20 protein-coding genes and 1 tRNA gene are annotated in these 17234 nt (G+C 61.8%); 5 read left to right on the plus strand and 16 right to left on the minus strand.

The features are described 5' to 3' along the window. The first annotated feature begins 527 nt into the window (after positions 1-527). Positions 528-604 (plus strand) — tRNA-Pro (locus DZG07_RS15195). Between the two features lie 139 nt (positions 605-743). On the opposite strand, the gene DZG07_RS15200 is transcribed toward DZG07_RS15195, so the two are convergent. Next, positions 744-1202, minus strand: a complete 459-nt coding sequence (locus DZG07_RS15200) for a YidB family protein (RefSeq protein ID WP_091917791.1) — start codon at positions 1200-1202, stop codon at positions 744-746. 144 nt (positions 1203-1346) lie between these two features. On the opposite strand from DZG07_RS15200, the gene DZG07_RS15205 reads away from it, so the two are divergent. Together DZG07_RS15205 and DZG07_RS15210 are read left to right on the plus strand one after the other, a co-directional pair. Then, on the plus strand, positions 1347-1604 hold the full coding sequence (locus DZG07_RS15205) for a GlsB/YeaQ/YmgE family stress response membrane protein (protein ID WP_091917792.1): 258 nt from the start codon (positions 1347-1349) through the stop codon (positions 1602-1604). 180 nt (positions 1605-1784) lie between these two features. Next, the gene (locus DZG07_RS15210; protein WP_119821760.1) at positions 1785-2048 is read left to right on the plus strand and encodes a DUF2188 domain-containing protein; all 264 of its coding nucleotides are present in this window, start codon (positions 1785-1787) and stop codon (positions 2046-2048) included. 21 nt (positions 2049-2069) lie between these two features. On the opposite strand, the gene DZG07_RS15215 is transcribed toward DZG07_RS15210, so the two are convergent. The 7 genes from DZG07_RS15215 to DZG07_RS15245 form a co-directional block, all read right to left on the minus strand. Then, positions 2070-2804 (minus strand): MOSC N-terminal beta barrel domain-containing protein, encoded by a 735-nt coding sequence (locus tag DZG07_RS15215; protein ID WP_119818327.1) that lies wholly within the window; start codon positions 2802-2804, stop codon positions 2070-2072. A gap of 136 nt (positions 2805-2940) precedes the next feature. Then, a complete protein-coding gene (locus DZG07_RS15220) occupies positions 2941-3480 on the minus strand; it encodes a MerR family transcriptional regulator (RefSeq protein WP_091917795.1) in 540 nt (179 codons plus the stop codon). A 247-nt stretch (positions 3481-3727) separates the two neighbouring features. Further along, the gene (locus DZG07_RS15225; protein ID WP_091917796.1) at positions 3728-4051 is read right to left on the minus strand and encodes an integration host factor subunit alpha; all 324 of its coding nucleotides are present in this window, start codon (positions 4049-4051) and stop codon (positions 3728-3730) included. Positions 4052-4268: 217 nt separating this feature from the next. Continuing rightward, a complete protein-coding gene (locus DZG07_RS15230) occupies positions 4269-5240 on the minus strand; it encodes a beta-ketoacyl-ACP synthase III (RefSeq protein ID WP_119818330.1) in 972 nt (323 codons plus the stop codon). A gap of 14 nt (positions 5241-5254) precedes the next feature. Further along, entirely contained in the window at positions 5255-6313 is a 1059-nt protein-coding gene (gene plsX / locus DZG07_RS15235) for a phosphate acyltransferase PlsX (RefSeq protein ID WP_119818332.1), read from the minus strand. Between the two features lie 108 nt (positions 6314-6421). Continuing rightward, the gene (locus tag DZG07_RS15240) at positions 6422-6979 is read right to left on the minus strand and encodes a DUF177 domain-containing protein (protein WP_091917799.1); all 558 of its coding nucleotides are present in this window, start codon (positions 6977-6979) and stop codon (positions 6422-6424) included. A 23-nt stretch (positions 6980-7002) separates the two neighbouring features. Continuing rightward, positions 7003-7542: a ubiquinol-cytochrome C chaperone family protein gene (locus DZG07_RS15245; RefSeq protein ID WP_119818335.1), complete on the minus strand. Its 540-nt coding sequence runs from the start codon at positions 7540-7542 to the stop codon at positions 7003-7005. A 140-nt stretch (positions 7543-7682) separates the two neighbouring features. Here DZG07_RS15245 and DZG07_RS15250 point away from each other — a divergent pair, with 140 nt between their 5' ends. After that, positions 7683-8192 (plus strand): outer membrane protein assembly factor BamE, encoded by a 510-nt coding sequence (locus DZG07_RS15250; protein WP_091917801.1) that lies wholly within the window; start codon positions 7683-7685, stop codon positions 8190-8192. Positions 8193-8272: 80 nt separating this feature from the next. Here the strand turns inward: DZG07_RS15250 and DZG07_RS15255 are convergent, their stop codons facing one another. The 4 genes from DZG07_RS15255 to ribH all read right to left on the minus strand — a co-directional run bounded on the left by DZG07_RS15255 (position 8273) and on the right by ribH (position 12817). Then, positions 8273-10414: a sodium-translocating pyrophosphatase gene (locus tag DZG07_RS15255; RefSeq protein WP_091917802.1), complete on the minus strand. Its 2142-nt coding sequence runs from the start codon at positions 10412-10414 to the stop codon at positions 8273-8275. Positions 10415-10638: 224 nt separating this feature from the next. After that, positions 10639-11862 (minus strand): MFS transporter, encoded by a 1224-nt coding sequence (locus tag DZG07_RS15260; RefSeq protein ID WP_119818338.1) that lies wholly within the window; start codon positions 11860-11862, stop codon positions 10639-10641. Next, on the minus strand, positions 11862-12359 hold the full coding sequence (nusB, locus tag DZG07_RS15265; protein WP_091917804.1) for a transcription antitermination factor NusB: 498 nt from the start codon (positions 12357-12359) through the stop codon (positions 11862-11864). The genes DZG07_RS15260 and nusB overlap by 1 nt, the downstream gene beginning before the upstream one ends. Positions 12360-12361: 2 nt before the next feature. After that, positions 12362-12817, minus strand: a complete 456-nt coding sequence (ribH, locus tag DZG07_RS15270; protein WP_119818340.1) for a 6,7-dimethyl-8-ribityllumazine synthase — start codon at positions 12815-12817, stop codon at positions 12362-12364. A 244-nt stretch (positions 12818-13061) separates the two neighbouring features. Here ribH and DZG07_RS15275 point away from each other — a divergent pair, with 244 nt between their 5' ends. Continuing rightward, on the plus strand, positions 13062-13457 hold the full coding sequence (locus tag DZG07_RS15275; protein WP_091917806.1) for a DoxX family protein: 396 nt from the start codon (positions 13062-13064) through the stop codon (positions 13455-13457). Between the two features lie 3 nt (positions 13458-13460). Here DZG07_RS15275 and DZG07_RS15280 read toward each other — a convergent pair whose 3' ends face one another. The 4 genes from DZG07_RS15280 to glyA form a co-directional block, all read right to left on the minus strand. Continuing rightward, positions 13461-14078 (minus strand): riboflavin synthase, encoded by a 618-nt coding sequence (locus DZG07_RS15280; RefSeq protein WP_119821762.1) that lies wholly within the window; start codon positions 14076-14078, stop codon positions 13461-13463. After that, positions 14078-15199, minus strand: coding sequence for a bifunctional diaminohydroxyphosphoribosylaminopyrimidine deaminase/5-amino-6-(5-phosphoribosylamino)uracil reductase RibD (ribD, locus tag DZG07_RS15285; RefSeq protein ID WP_119818343.1), 1122 nt, complete (start codon positions 15197-15199; stop codon positions 14078-14080). The genes DZG07_RS15280 and ribD overlap by 1 nt, the downstream gene beginning before the upstream one ends. Before the next feature lie 3 nt (positions 15200-15202). Next, positions 15203-15673 (minus strand): transcriptional regulator NrdR, encoded by a 471-nt coding sequence (nrdR, locus tag DZG07_RS15290; protein WP_091917808.1) that lies wholly within the window; start codon positions 15671-15673, stop codon positions 15203-15205. A 186-nt stretch (positions 15674-15859) separates the two neighbouring features. Next, positions 15860-17173: a serine hydroxymethyltransferase gene (glyA, locus tag DZG07_RS15295; protein ID WP_091917809.1), complete on the minus strand. Its 1314-nt coding sequence runs from the start codon at positions 17171-17173 to the stop codon at positions 15860-15862. Positions 17174-17234: the final 61 nt, after the last annotated feature.

The raw sequence follows: 17234 nt of genomic DNA on the forward strand, positions 1-17234 counted from the left end.
CAAAATGAGGCCCCGGTGCTGGCAGACGACCGCCACACCGCTCGTGACTGATGACTGTCGAGGCGGGGACAAACCCCGCTGAAGAACGCTTCCTGAACGGGAAGCAAGTCCGCGCCCGGTACGCGGGCATAAGTAAGATGACGCTGCACCGCTGGGTTAACGGCTACACGGACCAAAGCGGCAAGCACCATCCCCCACATTTCCCTGAAGCTATCCGCATCGGCCATATGCCGTTGTGGCGGCTGTCCGATCTGGAAACGTGGGAGCGCAGCCGAGCCGCAACCCGGCACTGACCGCGTTTAAACGACCTGAAAAAGCATCTGCCCCGTTAGGCCGTGATAAGCCGAGCGGGGTTGCTTTTTGCCCCTTTCCTTTTGCAACGCCATGCGCTATCCGTTCGCTCGGTCGAACGGGCGCACCCCTTGCTCATTCGGCTAGTTTGTTACCCTCAGCGTTACCCCGGCAAATAAAGCGGGTTTTCACAAAGGGACAAAAATCAGGCTAAGTCATTGTTTTGACGGCCAAATCGGAGTGTAGCGCAGCCCGGTAGCGCACTTGACTGGGGGTCAAGGGGTCGTCGGTTCGAATCCGGCCACTCCGACCAATCTTCCCTTGAAATTTCCCCAGCAAATCATCGCCAAAATCCTCGGCAGCGCATTCGCGGCCGGCAGAGACAAAAAATCCTGCTCCGGAAGGCCGAAGCAGGATCTGCAATCGATCTGTTGGCGGAAAAGCTTTTCTGCCTATTTCCGCCAGGCCGAAGCAACCTGTTCCTGACTTGGAACCTGTCCGCCCGGTGTCAGCTTGTCGACAAGGCCCGGAAGCGCCGTGGAGAGCTGCTTGAGCAGCTCGTCTTCACTGATGCCGGTTCTCTCGGCGATCATCTTGATCGTCTGCGCGCCGAGCGCCTTGCCGAGATCGTTGGCGGCGATTGGCTTGTTCTCGCCGGTGCCGACCCAGGAATCGGCGGCGGTACCGTGTCCGGCTTCCTTCAGCTTGTCGAGCAGCCCGCCAAGGCCGCCGAGAAGGCCACCATCGGCTTCAGCCGTGGTATCGGCAGGTTCCGGCTCCTGAGGAGCCTGAGGTGCTGCTGGCTGGCTGCTTTTGCCGCTCAGCATCTTGCCGACCAAGAGTGCGCCGAGCGCGATAACCAAGGGTTTAGCGATATTGCCGCCAGGTACGGCGTCGTCGAAAAGTCCCATATTGGCCTCCATGTGCCAGGATTGTCGCCCCCGCACCTACAATAGTGGCACTGTGCAGCGGCTTTTCAAGCCCACAACCGAACAGTTGTGTTTATTTCGTTCCTGTGGAACTCTCGGTCGTCTGACGTTGGAGGAGAATTCTGTATGTCGGTCATCGCTTGGATCATTCTCGGCCTCATTGCGGGCTTCCTGGGCAGCAAAATCGTCAACAAAAGCGGACAAGGCATGCTGATGGACATCGTCCTCGGCATTGTCGGTGCGGTTGTCGGCGGTGTTATCTTCAACTTCTTCGGCGCGGCCGGCGTAACCGGCCTCAACATCTACAGCCTGATCGTCTCGGTTATCGGCGCCATCGTCGTGCTGTGGCTCTATCATACGCTGGCCGGACGCAGCAGCGTCTAGCCGACGGCCTGTCAAAAGCGCTCGCTTCGCAGCGAAGCGGGCGTGCAGTGCCAATATCGGGGGTTTGCCGCGTGTCTCGGCGCGGATATGTTTTTGTTTATCCGCAGCCCGCGAAACGCCTGTTCAGTCGGGAACAACGGACAGCCGCATTCGTTCATCCGCTCAGACAGGAGCATGACGATGACAAAAGTGACTTATCAGATCGTGGAGCATGATGGCGGCTGGGCCTACAAGCTCGGCGACGTCTTTTCCGAAACCTTTCGCACCCATGAAGCGGCGCTGAACGCTGCCAAGGCAGCGGCCTCCGAGCAGCAGCTTGCCGGCAAGACCGAAGGCATTTCCTATCAGGACGCCGACGGCAGATGGCATGAAGAGATCGCACAGGGCAGCGACCGTCCCGAAGCCGACGTCACCGACAGCGGCCGGAAAGACGACCGCGGCTAGCGCCCTCCCCAACCGGAACGATCAGGCGAGAACGACTTCATCTCCGACGCGCAGAGCGCCGGGCGTCGTGACATTGACCTGTATGCCGAAGCCGCCGCCGCCGTGGCGCGCGATGGTGTGGAGCACCGGCGGCGCGAAAGGCAAGCCGCCCTGCGCCAGCGCGACGAAACTGCAACGTTCGCAAGGTTCGACAACGATTGCTCTGGCTGAACCGATGGCAAGGCTGCGGTTCAGCCATTCCTTCTCGATGAAGCCTTCGAGCTCCGGCTCGGTCTCGATCACCACATTGGCGCGAAACCGCCGGACATCCACCTGAACGTCGGCAGGCGCCAGAGACGCCAATCTTGCCAGCGAGGCGGTTGTCAGCACATGCAGGTGGGCGCGATCGTATCGGGGCGCGGATGCAGCAGTCTCGCCTTTCGGGAATGGGTCTTCATAGCGCCGGAACTCCACCGGAAATCCGAGAATTTCGGTTGCCGCCGACGCCGCTTCCGGCGTGCCGACGGCCCGCCACACTCCATCACCGGCCAACACCTCGACTGCGTCGTCCACCAGCCGCGACTGCATTTCCGGCGCGACGCGCCATCGTTTTTCCTTTTCCGGAGCAGCCACCTTGCCGGCCTCGACATCGAAGAGGCCCCAGCGCCGGTCCCCGACAATCCCATGCGCATCGAGAGCCGCTTCCTCCAGCCGCTCACCGCGCAGTGAACTGACCGGATATCGCCATAACTCGATGATCTTGCCGACTTTTGTCATGGCCGCAGCGTAATGGTTTCATCCGTGAACGAAAGCCGGGAAGGATCGAAATTCCGTCAGCAGAAAACAGATTTTCGTTATGCCACCGCAAGCTCACACACCGGGCTCGATGATTCCGCAAAAGAACCGCCTCAGTTCAACGCACCTGGTCGAGCAGCCGCTTGCATTCGAGAAGGTCGAAAAGCGCTTCCTGAAGCAATGCACGGTTGTCGCGGGACAGTTTTCCGCTGTCCGGCTGCACCGGGCCTTCGTCGTCGGCCTTGCCAAGTCCGAAGAAGCGACGGTTCGGCTTGGCCTTCGGCTCGCCAACCAGCATCTCGTCGTCGGTGCGCGGTTGAGCGCCGGCGGTCATTGGCGCGGCCTCAGCCTGCTTGCGCTGGGCGATCGCTTCCACGGCGGCAACATCGCCGTTGCCTATGGCGACAAGGAACTGATTGCCGTTCTCGCGCAGCAGCTTCTGCACGCCCTTGATGGTGTATCCCTGATCATAAAGCATGTGGCGGATGCCCTTGATCAGTTCGACATCCTGAGGCCGATAATAGCGGCGGCCGCCGCCACGCTTCATCGGCTTGATCTGGTTGAAGCGCGTTTCCCAGAAACGCAGGACATGCTGGGGGAGATCGAGGTCTTCAGCGACCTCGCTGATGGTACGGAAGGCGTCGGGGCTCTTGTCCATGGGGCGCAACTCTCGCTCGGAACGCCTGTCCGTTACGAGGATTTCGCAACGCGGCTCTTTCCAACAGTTCGAGCGCAATCCTTTCCGACATCGGTCCCGCCACTCAGGATCACGCCCGGAAACCGATTCGTACACTATTTCAGCGCGTTGCGCGCTAACATTCAAGCCCGGCCTGAATCAGACCAGGGTTTGTCAACCGTATTCAGAAAGATCGACCGCTGAGATAAGGCAAAAGGCGCCGGCAAAACTACTTTGCGGCTTTGTCCTTGCTGTTCTGATGGGTGCGCAGGATGCGGCTCTTCAGGACATTGGATGCCTTGAAGGTCATGACGCGGCGCGGCAGGATCGGCACTTCCTCGCCCGTCTTGGGATTGCGGCCGATGCGCTCATTCTTGTCGCGGACATGGAATGTCGCGAAGGACGACAGCTTTACTGTCTCGCCGCGTACGATCGCTTCACAGATTTCGTCGAGCACTGCCTCGACCAGTTCGGCGGATTCGGTTCGGGAAAGCCCTACCTTGCGGTAGACGGCTTCGGCTAGATCGGCGCGCGTAAGCGTTTTTCCCCCCATGCGACCGTCAACCATCCTCAAACAACAGATTTCGTTACAAACGCCGAGACGTTAGAAAATTGACCCGTCTAGGTCAAGGCCCTGAATGCTTTGACTTTTCCGAAACCGACGAATCTGATTCATGCTGCGTTGCGTCAAAGCGAGCCGGTTTCCATTTGGCCGGCAAATCGACCGCAAATTGCAGCCGGGAACCCTTATCGCAACCCGAATCTGCCTGCTACCAGCGCAAAAGCACCGCGCCCCAGGTGAAACCGCCACCCATGGCTTCCAGCAGCACGAGATCGCCTTTTTTGATGCGTCCGTCGGCAACTGCCACCGAAAGCGCCAGTGGAACGGACGCTGCAGACGTATTGCCGTGCAGATTGACCGTCACGACGACCTTTTCCTCGGCAATGCCGAGTTTTTTGGCGGATGCGTCGATGATGCGCTTGTTGGCCTGATGCGGCACGAACCAGTCGAGATCGTCGGAGGTGATGCCGGCTTCCGAATAAGTCGCCTCGATCACGTCAGTTATCATGCCGACAGCATGTTTGAACACTTCGCGGCCTTCCATGCGCAGCATGCCGACTGTTCCGGTGGTCGATGGGCCGCCATCGACATAGAGCTTGTCCTTGTGGACGCCGTCCGAGCGCAGGCTGGCCGCGAGGATGCCGCGATCGGCGATCGTGCCCTCGCCCTCCGCCGCCTCGATCACCAGCGCGCCTGCGCCGTCGCCAAAAAGCACGCAGGTCGAACGGTCGTTCCAGTCTAGAATGCGCGAAAACGTTTCGGCGCCGATGACGAGAACGCGCTTGGCGAGCCCGCCGCGAATGTAAAGGTCGGCCGTCGTGATCGCATAGACGAAGCCCGAGCACACCGCCTGCATATCGAAGGCAAAGCCGTGATGCATGCCGAGGCGGTTCTGGATTTCGACGGCGGTTGCCGGGAAGGTGTTGTTGGGGGTCGAGGTGGCGAGCACGATCAGGTCGATATCGGTCGGCGTCAGGCCGGCATTGTCGAGGGCTGCGCGCGCGGCCGCCTCGCCCAGCGATGCCGTCGTTTCGTCGTCTGCCGCAATGTGGCGCTGGCGAATGCCGGTGCGCTGGGCGATCCACTCGTCGGAGGTCTCGACCATGCCTTCGAAGTCGGCATTCTTCATGATGCGGCGCGGCAGCGCAGACCCGATGCCACGCACAATCGATCTGATCATAGAATATCCTGTTCCTAATTCTCGTCCGCGAGTTCCGACGATCTCGTCGCCTGCGGGTGGCGGGCGTGGAAAAGATCGAGATCAGCCTCTATGCGGTCGAGAAGCCCGTTCCTGACCATGTCATAGCCGAGTTCGATCGCCGCTGCGAAACCTTCCGCGTCGGCGCCGCCGTGACTTTTTACCACAATGCCGTTGAGCCCGAGGAAGACGCCGCCATTGGCGCGGCGCACATCCATCTTCTCGCGCAGCGTATCGAAAGCTCCCTTGGCGAAGAGGTAGCCGATCTTGGCCATCAGCGTCCTGCTCATCGCAGCGCGCAGGTAGCCCGCGATCTGGCGTGCCGTGCCTTCGGCCGTCTTCAGCGCGATGTTGCCGGCAAAACCCTCGGTGACAACGACGTCGACGGTGCCCTTGCCGATATCGTCGCCCTCGACGAAACCGTGGTAGTCCATCGCCATCTTGCCGGCTTCGCGCAGCAGGCGGCCGGCTTCCTTGACCTCCTCCTGGCCCTTGATCTCTTCGACGCCGACATTGAGCAGGCCAACTGTCGGGCGCTCCATGCCGAACAGGGCGCGCGCCATGCCGGTGCCCAGGATGGCGAAGTCGACCAGCTGATGCGCGTCAGCACCGATTGTCGCGCCGACGTCCAGGACCACGCTTTCGCCGCGCGCCGTCGGCCAGATCGCGGCGATCGCCGGGCGGTCGATGGTTGCCATGGTGCGCAGGCAGAATTTCGACATGGCCATCAGCGCGCCGGTGTTGCCGGCAGAGATGCAGGCTTCCGCCTCACCGTTCTTGACGGCCTCGATCGCTTTCCACATGGAAGACTTCCAGCGGCCATGGCGCAGTGCCTGGCTCGGCTTGTCATCCATCCTCACCGCGATGTCGCAGTGGAAAAATTCGGTGATTGCCGCCAGTTTCGGATATTTGTTGAGTTCGGGACGAACGGCATCCTCGCGCCCATACACCAGGAAGCGCACGTCGGTACGGCGCTGGGCGACCGTCAGAAGTGCGGGAATGAGGACTCCCGGCCCGTGGTCGCCGCCCATGGCGTCGATGGAAATTCTGATCACGCGGTATTCATCTCACGTTTATCGAACGGCGGGCCTTGGTTAAGGCTTCGCGAAAATAGCGGTTTTAAGCCGCCACACAACCGACATTTCACGCGAAACACACGCCATTCAGCGTTTTTGCGTCAGCGCGCGAAGCTTTCGTTGCAATTCGTTCTCGACCGGCTCTTCGGCCAAGTTATGGCTTGGTTGGCGTAATTCAGCGCCCTTCTTGCGCGGATAGGGATCGATCGCAAGGCCAAAAAATTCTTCGGCGAGCGCGCCGACGTCGATGGTCTCGCCGGAAAAGAGTTCCGGGCTGTCGGGACCGTCCGCATCAAGCATGATCTCCCCGCCCTCGCCGAAACCGTGCCGTGCGAGTTTCGAATCCTCCGGCAGGAAAAGTCCCGAAACTTCTTCGCTGACATGCGTTTCGATCGGCTCCAGCGTGACCACGCAAGCCTGCACGATGTCGGCCTCGACAGTTCCCGAAACCCTGATGCCATTGCGTTTCCAGGCGGTGACCAGCAATTCGGCCCGGTAGCGCTCGACCGTTTCCAGCCCGTGCTCTTCGGCAAGAGCCGCACGCTGCTTCTCGTCGGCCTCGATCACCACCGGCATGCCCTTCTGGGGCAGCCGCGCAACGTTGGCCACGAAGGAAACCGGGCTTACTGGCATTTCATGTTTCATGACGGTCTCCTTTCCTTGTTTCATCAGGCAGCACCCGCGACCGGAAAGCGGACCGATCCCGAAAGGATCGCCTCCGACGCCTGCTCGCGCAGCATATTGTCCGCCTCTATCACATAGGCTGCAAGGGCGTCTGCCTGCGGCCAGGCTTCGCTGTCGGGCCTTATGTTTCGGGCCAGTGCTGCGGTGAGCGCTTCCCTGTCGCCGCGCTCGAGCGCATCGGCATAAGCGGCCGTGCGCCCGTAAAACATGCGGCCGAGCTTCTTCATCCGCTTCGGCACGCCCATATCGCCTATTCCGAGATCCCGCAGGGAGTGCTCGACTTCGGCGAAGAAATCATCGGTCAGGATCTGCGCGACCTCGCGTGCCGCGCCAGCCTCGCCGTGCAGGCGCTGCTGAAACAGGAACATATGCAGGGAAAGCATCTCGAAACGCCCAAGCGGCGTGTCGGGCGCATCCCAATCAGAATAAAATACCGGCTGCCGCGCCGCCGCCACGATTTCGGCGTAGAGCGCGTCCGTTATCGTACGATTGCTGCGTTCGCGGCCGAAAAGGCGTTTGAACATGACGGGCGGGTCTCCTCGGGGAACCGTTTCGCGGGGTGGCGTTGTTGCATCGGCGCGCAAGCTGGTTTACCGGTTTTGCGGCTCCGTGCAAGGTGGGGGCGGCAAGACATATTGCCAAGATCGATTTGAAGGAGTTGTTGTTGGGCTCGCTGAATTTCAAGACCATTTATTCGCCTGCCGCCGTCGGAGCGGCTTGCATGCTTGCCGCAGTGGGGCTTTCCGGCTGCAACTCGTCAAAGGTTCTGGGCGACCTGACGCCAGGCGAGACCCTGACGCAGGGCTATGTCATCGACCAGCAGCAGATCGATCTCGTGCCCGTCGGCTCCAGCCGCGAACAGGTTATTCTGGCGCTCGGCAGCCCGTCGACCACCGCGACCTTCGACAACGAGGTGTTCTATTACATTTCGCAGACGCGCAGGCGTTCGGTCGCCTTCCTGAATCCAAGACTGGTCGACCAGCGTGTTCTGGCCGTCTATTTCGGCCCCGACGGCCGCGTCACGCAGATCGCCAACTACGGCAAGCAGGACGGCAAGATCTTCGACTTCATCGCGCGGACCACGCCGACCGGCGGCAAGGACCAGAACTTCATCGGCCAGCTCATTGCCGGCGCGGGTGGCAAACCGACCCTGCCGATCGGAACGACGCAGTAAGCGCTGCCACTTCATTGACCAATCAAAAACCCGCGGGATCGCTCCCGCGGGTTTTTTCGATTCGAGCGAACCGTTGGCTCTTATGAGTGCGCCAACACTGCCAGCAGCAGCAATGCGACGATGTTGGTGATCTTGATCGCCGGGTTGACGGCCGGACCGGCGGTATCCTTATAGGGATCGCCGACCGTATCGCCGGTCACCGAAGCCTTGTGCGCTTCGGAACCCTTGAGATGCTTGACGCCGTCCTTGTCGGTGAAACCGTCTTCGAACGACTTCTTGGCATTGTCCCAGGCACCGCCACCCGAGGTCATCGAGATGGCGACGAACAGGCCGTTGACGATAACGCCGAGCAGCGAAGCGCCGAGTGCGGCAAACGCCGAAGCCTTGGAACCGGAGATGAGCAGCACGCCGAAATAGACGACGAGCGGCGCCAGCACCGGCAGCAGCGACGGGATGATCATCTCCTTGATCGCCGCCTTGGTCAGAAGGTCGACGGCGCGGGCGTAGTTGGGCTTGGAAGTGCCCTTCATGATGCCCGGATCCTCGCGGAACTGGCGGCGAACCTCCTCGACGATTGCTCCCGCAGCACGACCGACGGCGGTCATGGCGATGCCGCCGAAGAGATAGGGAATCAGGCCGCCGAAGATCAGGCCGGCAACGACGTAAGGATTGGAGAGGTCGAAGGAGACTTCGCCCATGCCCTGGAAGTAGGGATATTTGTCGCCATTGGCGGCAAAGAACTTCAGGTCGTTCGAATAGGCCGCAAACAGTACCAGCGCGCCGAGGCCGGCCGAACCGATGGCATAGCCCTTGGTGACCGCCTTGGTGGTGTTGCCGACAGCGTCGAGTGCGTCGGTGGAGTGCCGCACTTCCTTGGGCAGGCCGGCCATTTCAGCGATACCACCGGCATTATCCGTGACCGGGCCGAAGGCGTCGAGTGCCACGATCATGCCGGCAAGGCCGAGCATGGTGGTTACCGCGATCGCCGTGCCGAACAGGCCGCCGAGCTGGTAGGTCGAAATGATGCCGCCGACGATGACGATTGCCGGAAGTGCAGTCGATTCCAGCGAAACCGCCAGGCCCTGGATGACGTTGGTGCCGTGGCCCGTCACCGAAGCCTGGGCGATGGAATTGACCGGGCGCTTGTTGGTGCCGGTGTAGTATTCGGTGATGACGACGATAAGACCGGTCACCAGAAGGCCGACAAGGCCGCAGACGAACAGGTTCTGCCCGGTGACGGTGACGCCGCCGCCGGTACCGATCTCGCCCCAGCCGACGGTGAGCGACGTTGCAGCACCCAGGCCGATGATCGAAAGCAGGCCGGTGACGATCAGCCCCTTGTAGAGCGCGCCCATGATCGAGCCGTTGGAGCCGAGCTTGACGAAGAAGGTGCCGATGATCGAGGTGATGATGCAGGCGCCGCAGATGGCCAGCGGATAGAGCATGACGCTGCCGAGAACGGCAGTGCCGCCGAAGAAGATCGCCGCCAGAACCATGGTGGCGACGACGGTCACCGCATAGGTCTCGAACAGGTCGGCTGCCATGCCGGCGCAGTCGCCGACATTGTCGCCGACGTTGTCGGCAATGGTCGCCGGGTTGCGTGGGTCGTCTTCCGGGATACCGGCTTCGACCTTGCCGACGAGATCGCCGCCGACGTCGGCGCCCTTGGTGAAGATGCCGCCGCCGAGACGGGCGAAGATCGAGATCAGCGAAGCGCCGAAGCCGAGCGAGACGAGCGCGTCGATGACTGTGCGGTCATCGGGCGCCAGGCCCATCGGGCCGATGAGAACCCAGTAGTAGACGGACACGCCGAGCAGCGCGAGGCCTGCCACCAGCATGCCGGTGATGGCGCCCGACTTGAAGGCGATGTCGAGGCCGGCTGCCAGGCTGTTGGAGGCTGCCTGTGCCGTGCGCACATTGGCTCGCACAGACACATGCATGCCGATGAAACCGGCCACGCCCGAAAGCACTGCGCCGATCAGGAAACCGATTGCTGCGGTCGCCGATAAAAGCCACCAGGCCAGAAGGAGAACCACCACGCCGACGATGGCGATGGTTGTGTATTGACGCGCAAGATAAGCCTGTGCCCCCTCCCGGATGGCGGCTGATATTTCCTGCATGCGTGCATTGCCCTGGTCGGCTGCAAGAACCGACTGTGTCGCCCAGATGGCGTAAAGGACAGAAAGCAGGCCGCAGGCAATGACGACGTAAAGCATGGTCATTATGCCGATCTTCCCTGATTGTGAGCCCGGTAGAACCCCTCCCCGGGCGCTGCGATGAAGACCGGTTGGCCGTGTAGCCGGAATCCGGTCTGCGACTATTTGTCCGCAACGGATCGGCCAACGTCAAGTCAGTGTTGAGTTTTTGCCGGATTTTTGCCGTTTTTGATTAGGCCAAGCGACTGCCAAGCCTAGAGCCTCACGACAGGCGGGGAGTATCCAGGCCCTTACGGGCGCCGCACGGCAGACGTGTCCGGCACGTGCCTGCGCGAAACAACCAGCCATACCAGCGCCACGAGGCAGATCGCCGTCACCGGGAACACCACCCAGTTCAGCATCTCCCAGCCATAGGCGTTGTAGACCTTGCCGGACATCAGCGAAGCGAAGGCGACACTGCCGAACAGGACGAAATCGTGAAAGCCCTGTGCCCTGCCCTTTTCGGACGGGTGATAGGTTTCCGCCACAAGCGCGGTCGCGCCGATGAAGGCAAAATTCCAGCCGAGACCGAGCAGGATCAGCGCTGTCCAGAACTGCCAGAGCTGGATGCCCGAAAGCGCAACCAGCGCGCAGCCGATCAGCAGGATGAAGCCCGTCGCAACAATCGTATTTACGCCGAAGCGGTGGATCAGCCGGCCCGTAAAGAAACTCGGCGCAAACATCGCCATGACATGCCAGGAAATGCCCAGCGTCGCCTCGTCCGGCGAAAAACCGCAGCCGACCATGGCAAGCGGCGCGCCGGTCATGACGAAAGTCATCAGAGTGAAGGACCCGACGCCGCAAAGCAGCGCCACGATGAAGCGTGGCTGCGAAATGATCTCACCGAGCGGGCGGGCACTTCGGTGATCGACCGCTTTCTTGTGCGTATCCGGGCTCGTGCGCAGAAACGACAGAACGATCGCGCCGGCCGCCGAAAGCACGAGGATCGCCGCGAAGGAACCGGCAAACATCACCGGCGCGAACAGTTCGCGCGTGAAGATGACGATCTGCGGCCCGAGGATCGCGGTAATCACGCCGCCGGCCAGCACGAAGGAAATGGCGCGCGCCTTGAATTCGCGCGGCGCATTGTCGGCAGCCGCAAAACGGAACTGCTGGACGAAAGCGCCGCCAATGCCGACGATCATCAGGCCGGCAGCAAACAGCCAGAAGTTGGATTGGAAGAGCGCCAGCGTCGCAACGAGCCCGCCCAGCGCCGTCGCCAGCGTACCAGTCATAAAGCCGTTGCGCTGACCAAGCCATCTCAACACCGCCGCTGCCGGCAGCGAGCCCAGCGCAACGCCGAGGTTGAAGCCAGTAACAGGAGCGGTTGCTAGCGACTTGTCGGCGCCGAGCAGATAATGGCCGGCAAGCGCGCCGAGCGAGATGCAGATGGGAGCGGCCGAGCCGACAATTGCCTGCGAGGCTGCGAGGATGATCGCCGTTCGCCGTGCGTTGCTTTGCGCGGCGTCGCTCATCAGGCGTCTTTGCCGCGTCCTTCGCCGCGCACGCGGCGCGACACCCGGTCGAGCACGGCGTTCACCAGCTTCGGCTCGTCTTCGACATAGAACGCCTTGGCAATGTCGACATATTCCGAAACGATGACGGCAACCGGCACGTCCGGACGCTGCATCAACTCGTAGACGCCGGAACGCAGGATAGCGCGCAAAGTCGAATCGAGACGGGAAAGCGGCCAGTCCTCGGTCAAAGCCTGACGGATGACCGGATCGACCGTCTTCTGATTCTCGACGACACCGGCAAGGATAGCGCGGAACCACTGCGCATCAGCTTCGCGATAGAGCGCGCCGTCGACTTCCTTGCCCAGCCTGAAGGCTTCATATTCGGCGGTGATTTCGAGCAGGCCGGCACCCGCCACATCCATCTGGTAGAGCGCCTGCACGGCGGCAAGGCGGGCCGCGCCACGCTTGTTGGCCTGGCGGATGGGGGGCTGACCGTTTTCGGCTGGCTCAGTCACGATCAGGCTCCAAGGCGTTCGCGCAGGGCGATCATGGTGAGTGCGGCGCGCGCTGCGAAGCCGCCCTTGTCGCCCTCATGGCGCTTGGCGCGCGCCCAGGCCTGGTCGTCGTTTTCGACGGTCAGGATGCCGTTGCCGATCGCAAGCGATTCCTTGACCGCGAGGTCCATCAGCGCACGGCTCGATTCGTTGGCGACGATGTCGAAATGATAGGTCTCACCGCGAATGACGGTGCCAAGGGCGACATAGCCGTCATATTCCGTGCCGCCTTCCTCCGCGCCATCGAGCGCAAAAGAGATTACGGCAGGCACTTCCAGCGCGCCGGGAACCGTCACGACATCATAAGTCGCACCCGCATCGTCGAGCGCAGCCTTGGCGCCTTCGAGAAGCGCGTCGGCGAGGTCGTCGTAAAAACGGGCCTCGATTATGAGCAAATGCGGTTTTGTGGAACTGGCCATGAACGTCTCCGGGAACGTCGGTGACTTAGGCCGAAGCCGGTCAGTTCGCAAGCGGAAGATTGCCGGACGACCGTTCGAGGCGCTCCATCTGCGGCATCTTCGGCTGCGATGAAGGACGCGCTCTGAAACCGCACGCTCCGGGGCTCTTATGAAATGAGAAACAAATTCCGGCATCATCGATGTCGGAAACAGCGTTTTCCATTCGTCCTATGTGGGCCAAACGACACCGTGGAGGACCAATCAAATGAGCAAGACCGTTGCAATTCTCATCGCAAGGCTGATTTTCGGCGGCGTTTTCGTCATGGCCGCGAGCTTCAAGTTTCTCGGCATGGAAGCGACAGCCGGCTACATCGCCGCGGCGGGTTTTCCGTTTCCGCTGTTTCTCGCCTGGGTCGCCGCCTTCTTCGAGGTCGCGCTCGCTCTCGCATTGCTGACCGGCGCGTTCTTCTCGGAAGCCGCCATCCTTGCGGCAGTCTATGTGCTGTTCCTGGCCTTTGCCTTTCACGGCCCGTCGCACTGGGAAGGCAATCAGGCGGAATTCGGATTCTTCATCGATCACTTCACCTTCATCGCCGGCCTTTTGTTCGCCGCGGTTCATGGACCGGGCGAAAAGCTGGCAATCAGGAAGAGCGTTTTTTGAGCCTCAAAGCCCCTCTTCCGCCGCCTGCGAAAGCCGCGCCGCATAGCGCGCCATGGTGTCGATCTCGAGATTGACGCGGTCGCCGACCTTTCGCTCGCCCCAGGTGGTGACGGTCAGCGAATGGTGGATCAGGAGCACGTCGAAGCGGGTGCGCTCGACCTTGTTGACGGTGAGCGAAGTGCCGTCGAGCGCCACGGAACCCTTGGGCGCGATGAATTTCGCCAGCTCGCGCGGCGCTTCGAGCGTGAAGCGCACGGCGTCGCCCTCGTCCTGCCGCGCGACGATTTCGGCCATGCCGTCGACATGGCCGGAAACGATGTGGCCGCCGAGTTCATCACCGATCTTCAATGCGCGTTCGAGATTGATGCGCGTACCGGCGTCCCAGCCAGCGGCAGTCGTCAGACGCAGCGCTTCTTCCCAGGCCTCGACCTCGAACCAGCGGCCGTTCGCGCCGGCTTCCGGCAGGGTGACGACGGTCAGGCAGACACCGCCGCAGGAGATCGATGCGCCGATGTCGATGGTTTCCGGGTCGTAGGCTGTGTCGATGCGCAGCCTGACGCCCTCGCTCAGCGGCGAGACGGAGGCGACTGAACCAACATCGGTGACAATTCCGGTAAACATCAGAAATTCCTTGTCCATTCGGCATAGCTGTCGTCGCCGAAGCGCGCCTGGCGCGTAAGGCGAAACCCTGCCGGCATATGGTTCTCATCAACCGGTGCTGCAATGCCGCCCGCGCCCAGTTCGATTGGACCACGAAAAATCACGATGCGGTCGACCGTATCGTCGGCGAGGAAATTGCGCGCCGTCTCCGCCCCGCCCTCCACCATGACATTCATCATGCCAAGTGCTGCGAGATCCTCCAGCAATTCCGGCAGCGCGATGCGGCCGTCATAGGTGTCGGTGGCGAGCAATTTTACCCCGAGCGCTTCAAGTGCGGCTTTGCGCGCCACATCCGCTTCCGGCCCAACGGCCACGAATACGGGAACGGCTTCCGCCGTCCGTGCCAATTTGGAAGCCGGATCGAGCCGTGCCTGCCGGTCGAGCACGATGCGCACCGGCGAACGGGCCTCCAACCCCGGCAACCGTACCGTCAGTTCCGGGTCGTCGGCGAGCGCCGTGTTGATGCCGACCACGATCGCATCGGCCTCGGCGCGCATCAGATGCACCTGCCGGCGCGAGATCGCACCTGTGATGGCGATCTGCCCCTCGCCTAGCCGGCCAATCATGCCGTCGGCGGAAAGCGCAAGTTTCAGAGTCACTTGCGGACGTTTTTTCAGAGATCGAGTCAGATAACCGGCAAGCTGATCGGCAGCCTCGTCGGCCATCACCCGCTCGACTACCTCGATGCCGGCTTCGCGCAGGATGGCATAACCCTTGCCGGAAACGCGCGGGTCAGGGTCGCTCGCAGCACCCACAACGCGGGCCACGCCTGCCGAAACCAGCGCATTGGCGCAAGGCGGCGTGCGACCGTGATGGGCGCAGGGTTCGAGCGTCACATAAGCGGTCGCGCCACGCGCTTTTTCCCCGGCTTCGGCCAGCGCCTCGGCTTCCGCATGCGGCCTGCCACCGATGGCAGTCACGCCGCGCCCGACGATGACCGGGCCGTTGCCGTCGTCACGAACGAGCAGCGTGCCGACGGCGGGGTTCGTCGCCGTCAGGCCGGCATGTTTTCGCGACATGCGAAGGGCTGCAGCCATGAAGCGGCGGTCAGTCGCCTGCTGGTCCTTATCGCGGCCAGCCATGGCTCAGCCGAGGTCCTCTTCGTCCTCGCCCTTGAGCTCGCCGAGAACGTCATGAAAGTCCTTGGCCTCACGGAAATTGCGATAGACCGAAGCGAAGCGGACATAGGCGACGTCGTCGAGCGACTTCAGCGCCTCCATGACCAGACGTCCGATCTCGCCAGTCGTCACTTCGGTTTCGCCCGAGCTTTCGAGCTGGCGCACGATGCCGGTTACTGCACGGTCGATGCGTTCGGGATCGACATTGCGCTTGCGCACGGCGATTTCCATCGAACGCAGCAGCTTGTCGCGGCTGAACGGAACTTTTCGGCCGGACTTCTTCACCACGACCAGGTCGCGCAACTGCACGCGTTCGAAGGTGGTGAAGCGCCCGCCGCAGTCGGGGCAGACGCGACGCCGCCTGATCGCCGCGCCGTCTTCGGCGGGGCGGGAATCTTTGACCTGTGTGTCTTCCGACTGGCAGTAGGGGCAGCGCATGTCTCAGCTTTGTCCTTCGCGATTCCTCTCGCGAAAGGCTTAGAGCATGATTGCGAAAAGTGGAAACCGCTTTTCGGTGCTGCCTGCGTCGCAAGCGAAGACAGAGCGTTCGTTTTTGCGCCGCAAATGAAATTTCGTTTTACACCGCAAATGAAAAGGGCGGGAAAACCCGCCCTTTTCAACCGTTCACCCCAGATAGGGATAAAGCGGGAAGCGGTCGGTGAGTTCGACCACCTTCTTCTTCACGGCAGACTCGACGGCCGCATTGCCTTCATCCGAATTCGCGACCTTCAACCCGTCGAGCACTTCGGCGATCAGATTGCCTATCTCGCGGAACTCAGCCTCGCCGAAGCCGCGCGTCGTGCCGGCCGGCGTGCCGAGGCGAACGCCCGAGGTGACGAAGGGCTTTTCCGGGTCGAAGGGAATGCCGTTCTTGTTGCAGGTGATGTTGGCGCGGCCAAGGGCTGCCTCGGCGCGCTTGCCGGTGGCGTTCTTGGGGCGCAGGTCGACCAGCATCAAATGGTTGTCGGTGCCGCCCGAAACGATATCGAGACCCGTTCCCTTCAGGCTATCGGCCAGCGCCTTGGCGTTGGCGACGATGTTGGCGGCGTAGGTCTTGAATTCCGGCTTCAGCGCCTCGCCGAAGGCGACCGCCTTGGCGGCAATCACATGCATCAGCGGGCCGCCCTGCAAGCCGGGGAACACCGCTGAATTCATCTTCTTGGCGATTTCCTCGTCATTGGTGAGGATCATGCCGCCGCGCGGGCCGCGCAGGGATTTGTGCGTGGTCGTGGTCACGACATGGGCATGCGGCAGCGGCGACGGGTGCTGGCCGCCGGCAACGAGACCGGCAATGTGGGCCATGTCGACCATCAGATAGGCGCCGACTTCGTCGGCGATCTCGCGGAAACGCTTCCAGTCCCAGATGCGGGAATAGGCGGTGCCGCCGGCGAGGATCAGCTTCGGCTTGTTCTCGCGGGCAAGGCGCGCAACCTCGTCCATGTCGAGCAGGTGGTCGTCCTGACGCACGCCGTAGGAGACGACCTTGAACCATTTTCCCGACATATTGACCGGCGAGCCGTGGGTCAGGTGACCGCCCGAATTGAGGTCGAGGCCCATGAAGGTGTCGCCCGGCTGCAGCAGCGCCAGGAACACCGCCTGGTTCATCTGGCTGCCGGAGTTCGGCTGGACGTTGGCGAAATTGCAGCCGAACAGTTTCTTGGCGCGCTCGATGGCGAGCGTCTCGGCGACATCGACGAACTGGCAGCCACCGTAGTAGCGCTTGCCCGGATAGCCTTCGGCATATTTGTTGGTCATGATCGAGCCCTGCGCTTCCAGCACGGCGCGGCTGACGATGTTTTCCGAGGCAATCAGCTCGATCTCATGGCGCTGACGGCCAAGCTCGTTGCGGATGGAGCCGAAAATCTCCGGATCGGCATCGGCGAGCGTCGTGCCGAAGAAGGATTCGAAATGTTGCGAGGCGGCCGAGTCTCTTGCCATGTCAGGTAAATCCTTAGCTGGGGCGGTGCTCTGTTGCGCGGACATCATCCCTTGGGGAAGG

The organism is Mesorhizobium sp. DCY119, assembly GCF_003590645.1.
Classification (GTDB): domain Bacteria; phylum Pseudomonadota; class Alphaproteobacteria; order Rhizobiales; family Rhizobiaceae; genus Mesorhizobium_M.

Bases quoted from the DNA above. Each gene is read 5' to 3' on its own strand.
- DZG07_RS15200 (WP_091917791.1), bottom strand. From the start codon at position 1,202: ATGGGACTTTTCGACGACGCCGTACCTGGCGGCAATATCGCTAAACCC.
- DZG07_RS15205 (WP_091917792.1), top strand. From the start codon at position 1,347: ATGTCGGTCATCGCTTGGATCATTCTCGGCCTCATTGCGGGCTTCCTG.
- DZG07_RS15210 (WP_119821760.1), top strand. From the start codon at position 1,785: ATGACAAAAGTGACTTATCAGATCGTGGAGCATGATGGCGGCTGGGCC.
- DZG07_RS15215 (WP_119818327.1), bottom strand. From the start codon at position 2,804: ATGACAAAAGTCGGCAAGATCATCGAGTTATGGCGATATCCGGTCAGT.
- DZG07_RS15220 (WP_091917795.1), bottom strand. From the start codon at position 3,480: ATGGACAAGAGCCCCGACGCCTTCCGTACCATCAGCGAGGTCGCTGAA.
- DZG07_RS15225 (WP_091917796.1), bottom strand. From the start codon at position 4,051: ATGGGGGGAAAAACGCTTACGCGCGCCGATCTAGCCGAAGCCGTCTAC.
- DZG07_RS15230 (WP_119818330.1), bottom strand. From the start codon at position 5,240: ATGATCAGATCGATTGTGCGTGGCATCGGGTCTGCGCTGCCGCGCCGC.
- DZG07_RS15240 (WP_091917799.1), bottom strand. From the start codon at position 6,979: ATGAAACATGAAATGCCAGTAAGCCCGGTTTCCTTCGTGGCCAACGTT.
- DZG07_RS15245 (WP_119818335.1), bottom strand. From the start codon at position 7,542: ATGTTCAAACGCCTTTTCGGCCGCGAACGCAGCAATCGTACGATAACG.
- DZG07_RS15255 (WP_091917802.1), bottom strand. From the start codon at position 10,414: ATGACCATGCTTTACGTCGTCATTGCCTGCGGCCTGCTTTCTGTCCTT.
- DZG07_RS15260 (WP_119818338.1), bottom strand. From the start codon at position 11,862: ATGAGCGACGCCGCGCAAAGCAACGCACGGCGAACGGCGATCATCCTC.
- ribH (WP_119818340.1), bottom strand. From the start codon at position 12,817: ATGGCCAGTTCCACAAAACCGCATTTGCTCATAATCGAGGCCCGTTTT.
- DZG07_RS15275 (WP_091917806.1), top strand. From the start codon at position 13,062: ATGAGCAAGACCGTTGCAATTCTCATCGCAAGGCTGATTTTCGGCGGC.
- DZG07_RS15280 (WP_119821762.1), bottom strand. From the start codon at position 14,078: ATGTTTACCGGAATTGTCACCGATGTTGGTTCAGTCGCCTCCGTCTCG.
- ribD (WP_119818343.1), bottom strand. From the start codon at position 15,199: ATGGCTGGCCGCGATAAGGACCAGCAGGCGACTGACCGCCGCTTCATG.
- nrdR (WP_091917808.1), bottom strand. From the start codon at position 15,673: ATGCGCTGCCCCTACTGCCAGTCGGAAGACACACAGGTCAAAGATTCC.
- glyA (WP_091917809.1), bottom strand. From the start codon at position 17,173: ATGGCAAGAGACTCGGCCGCCTCGCAACATTTCGAATCCTTCTTCGGC.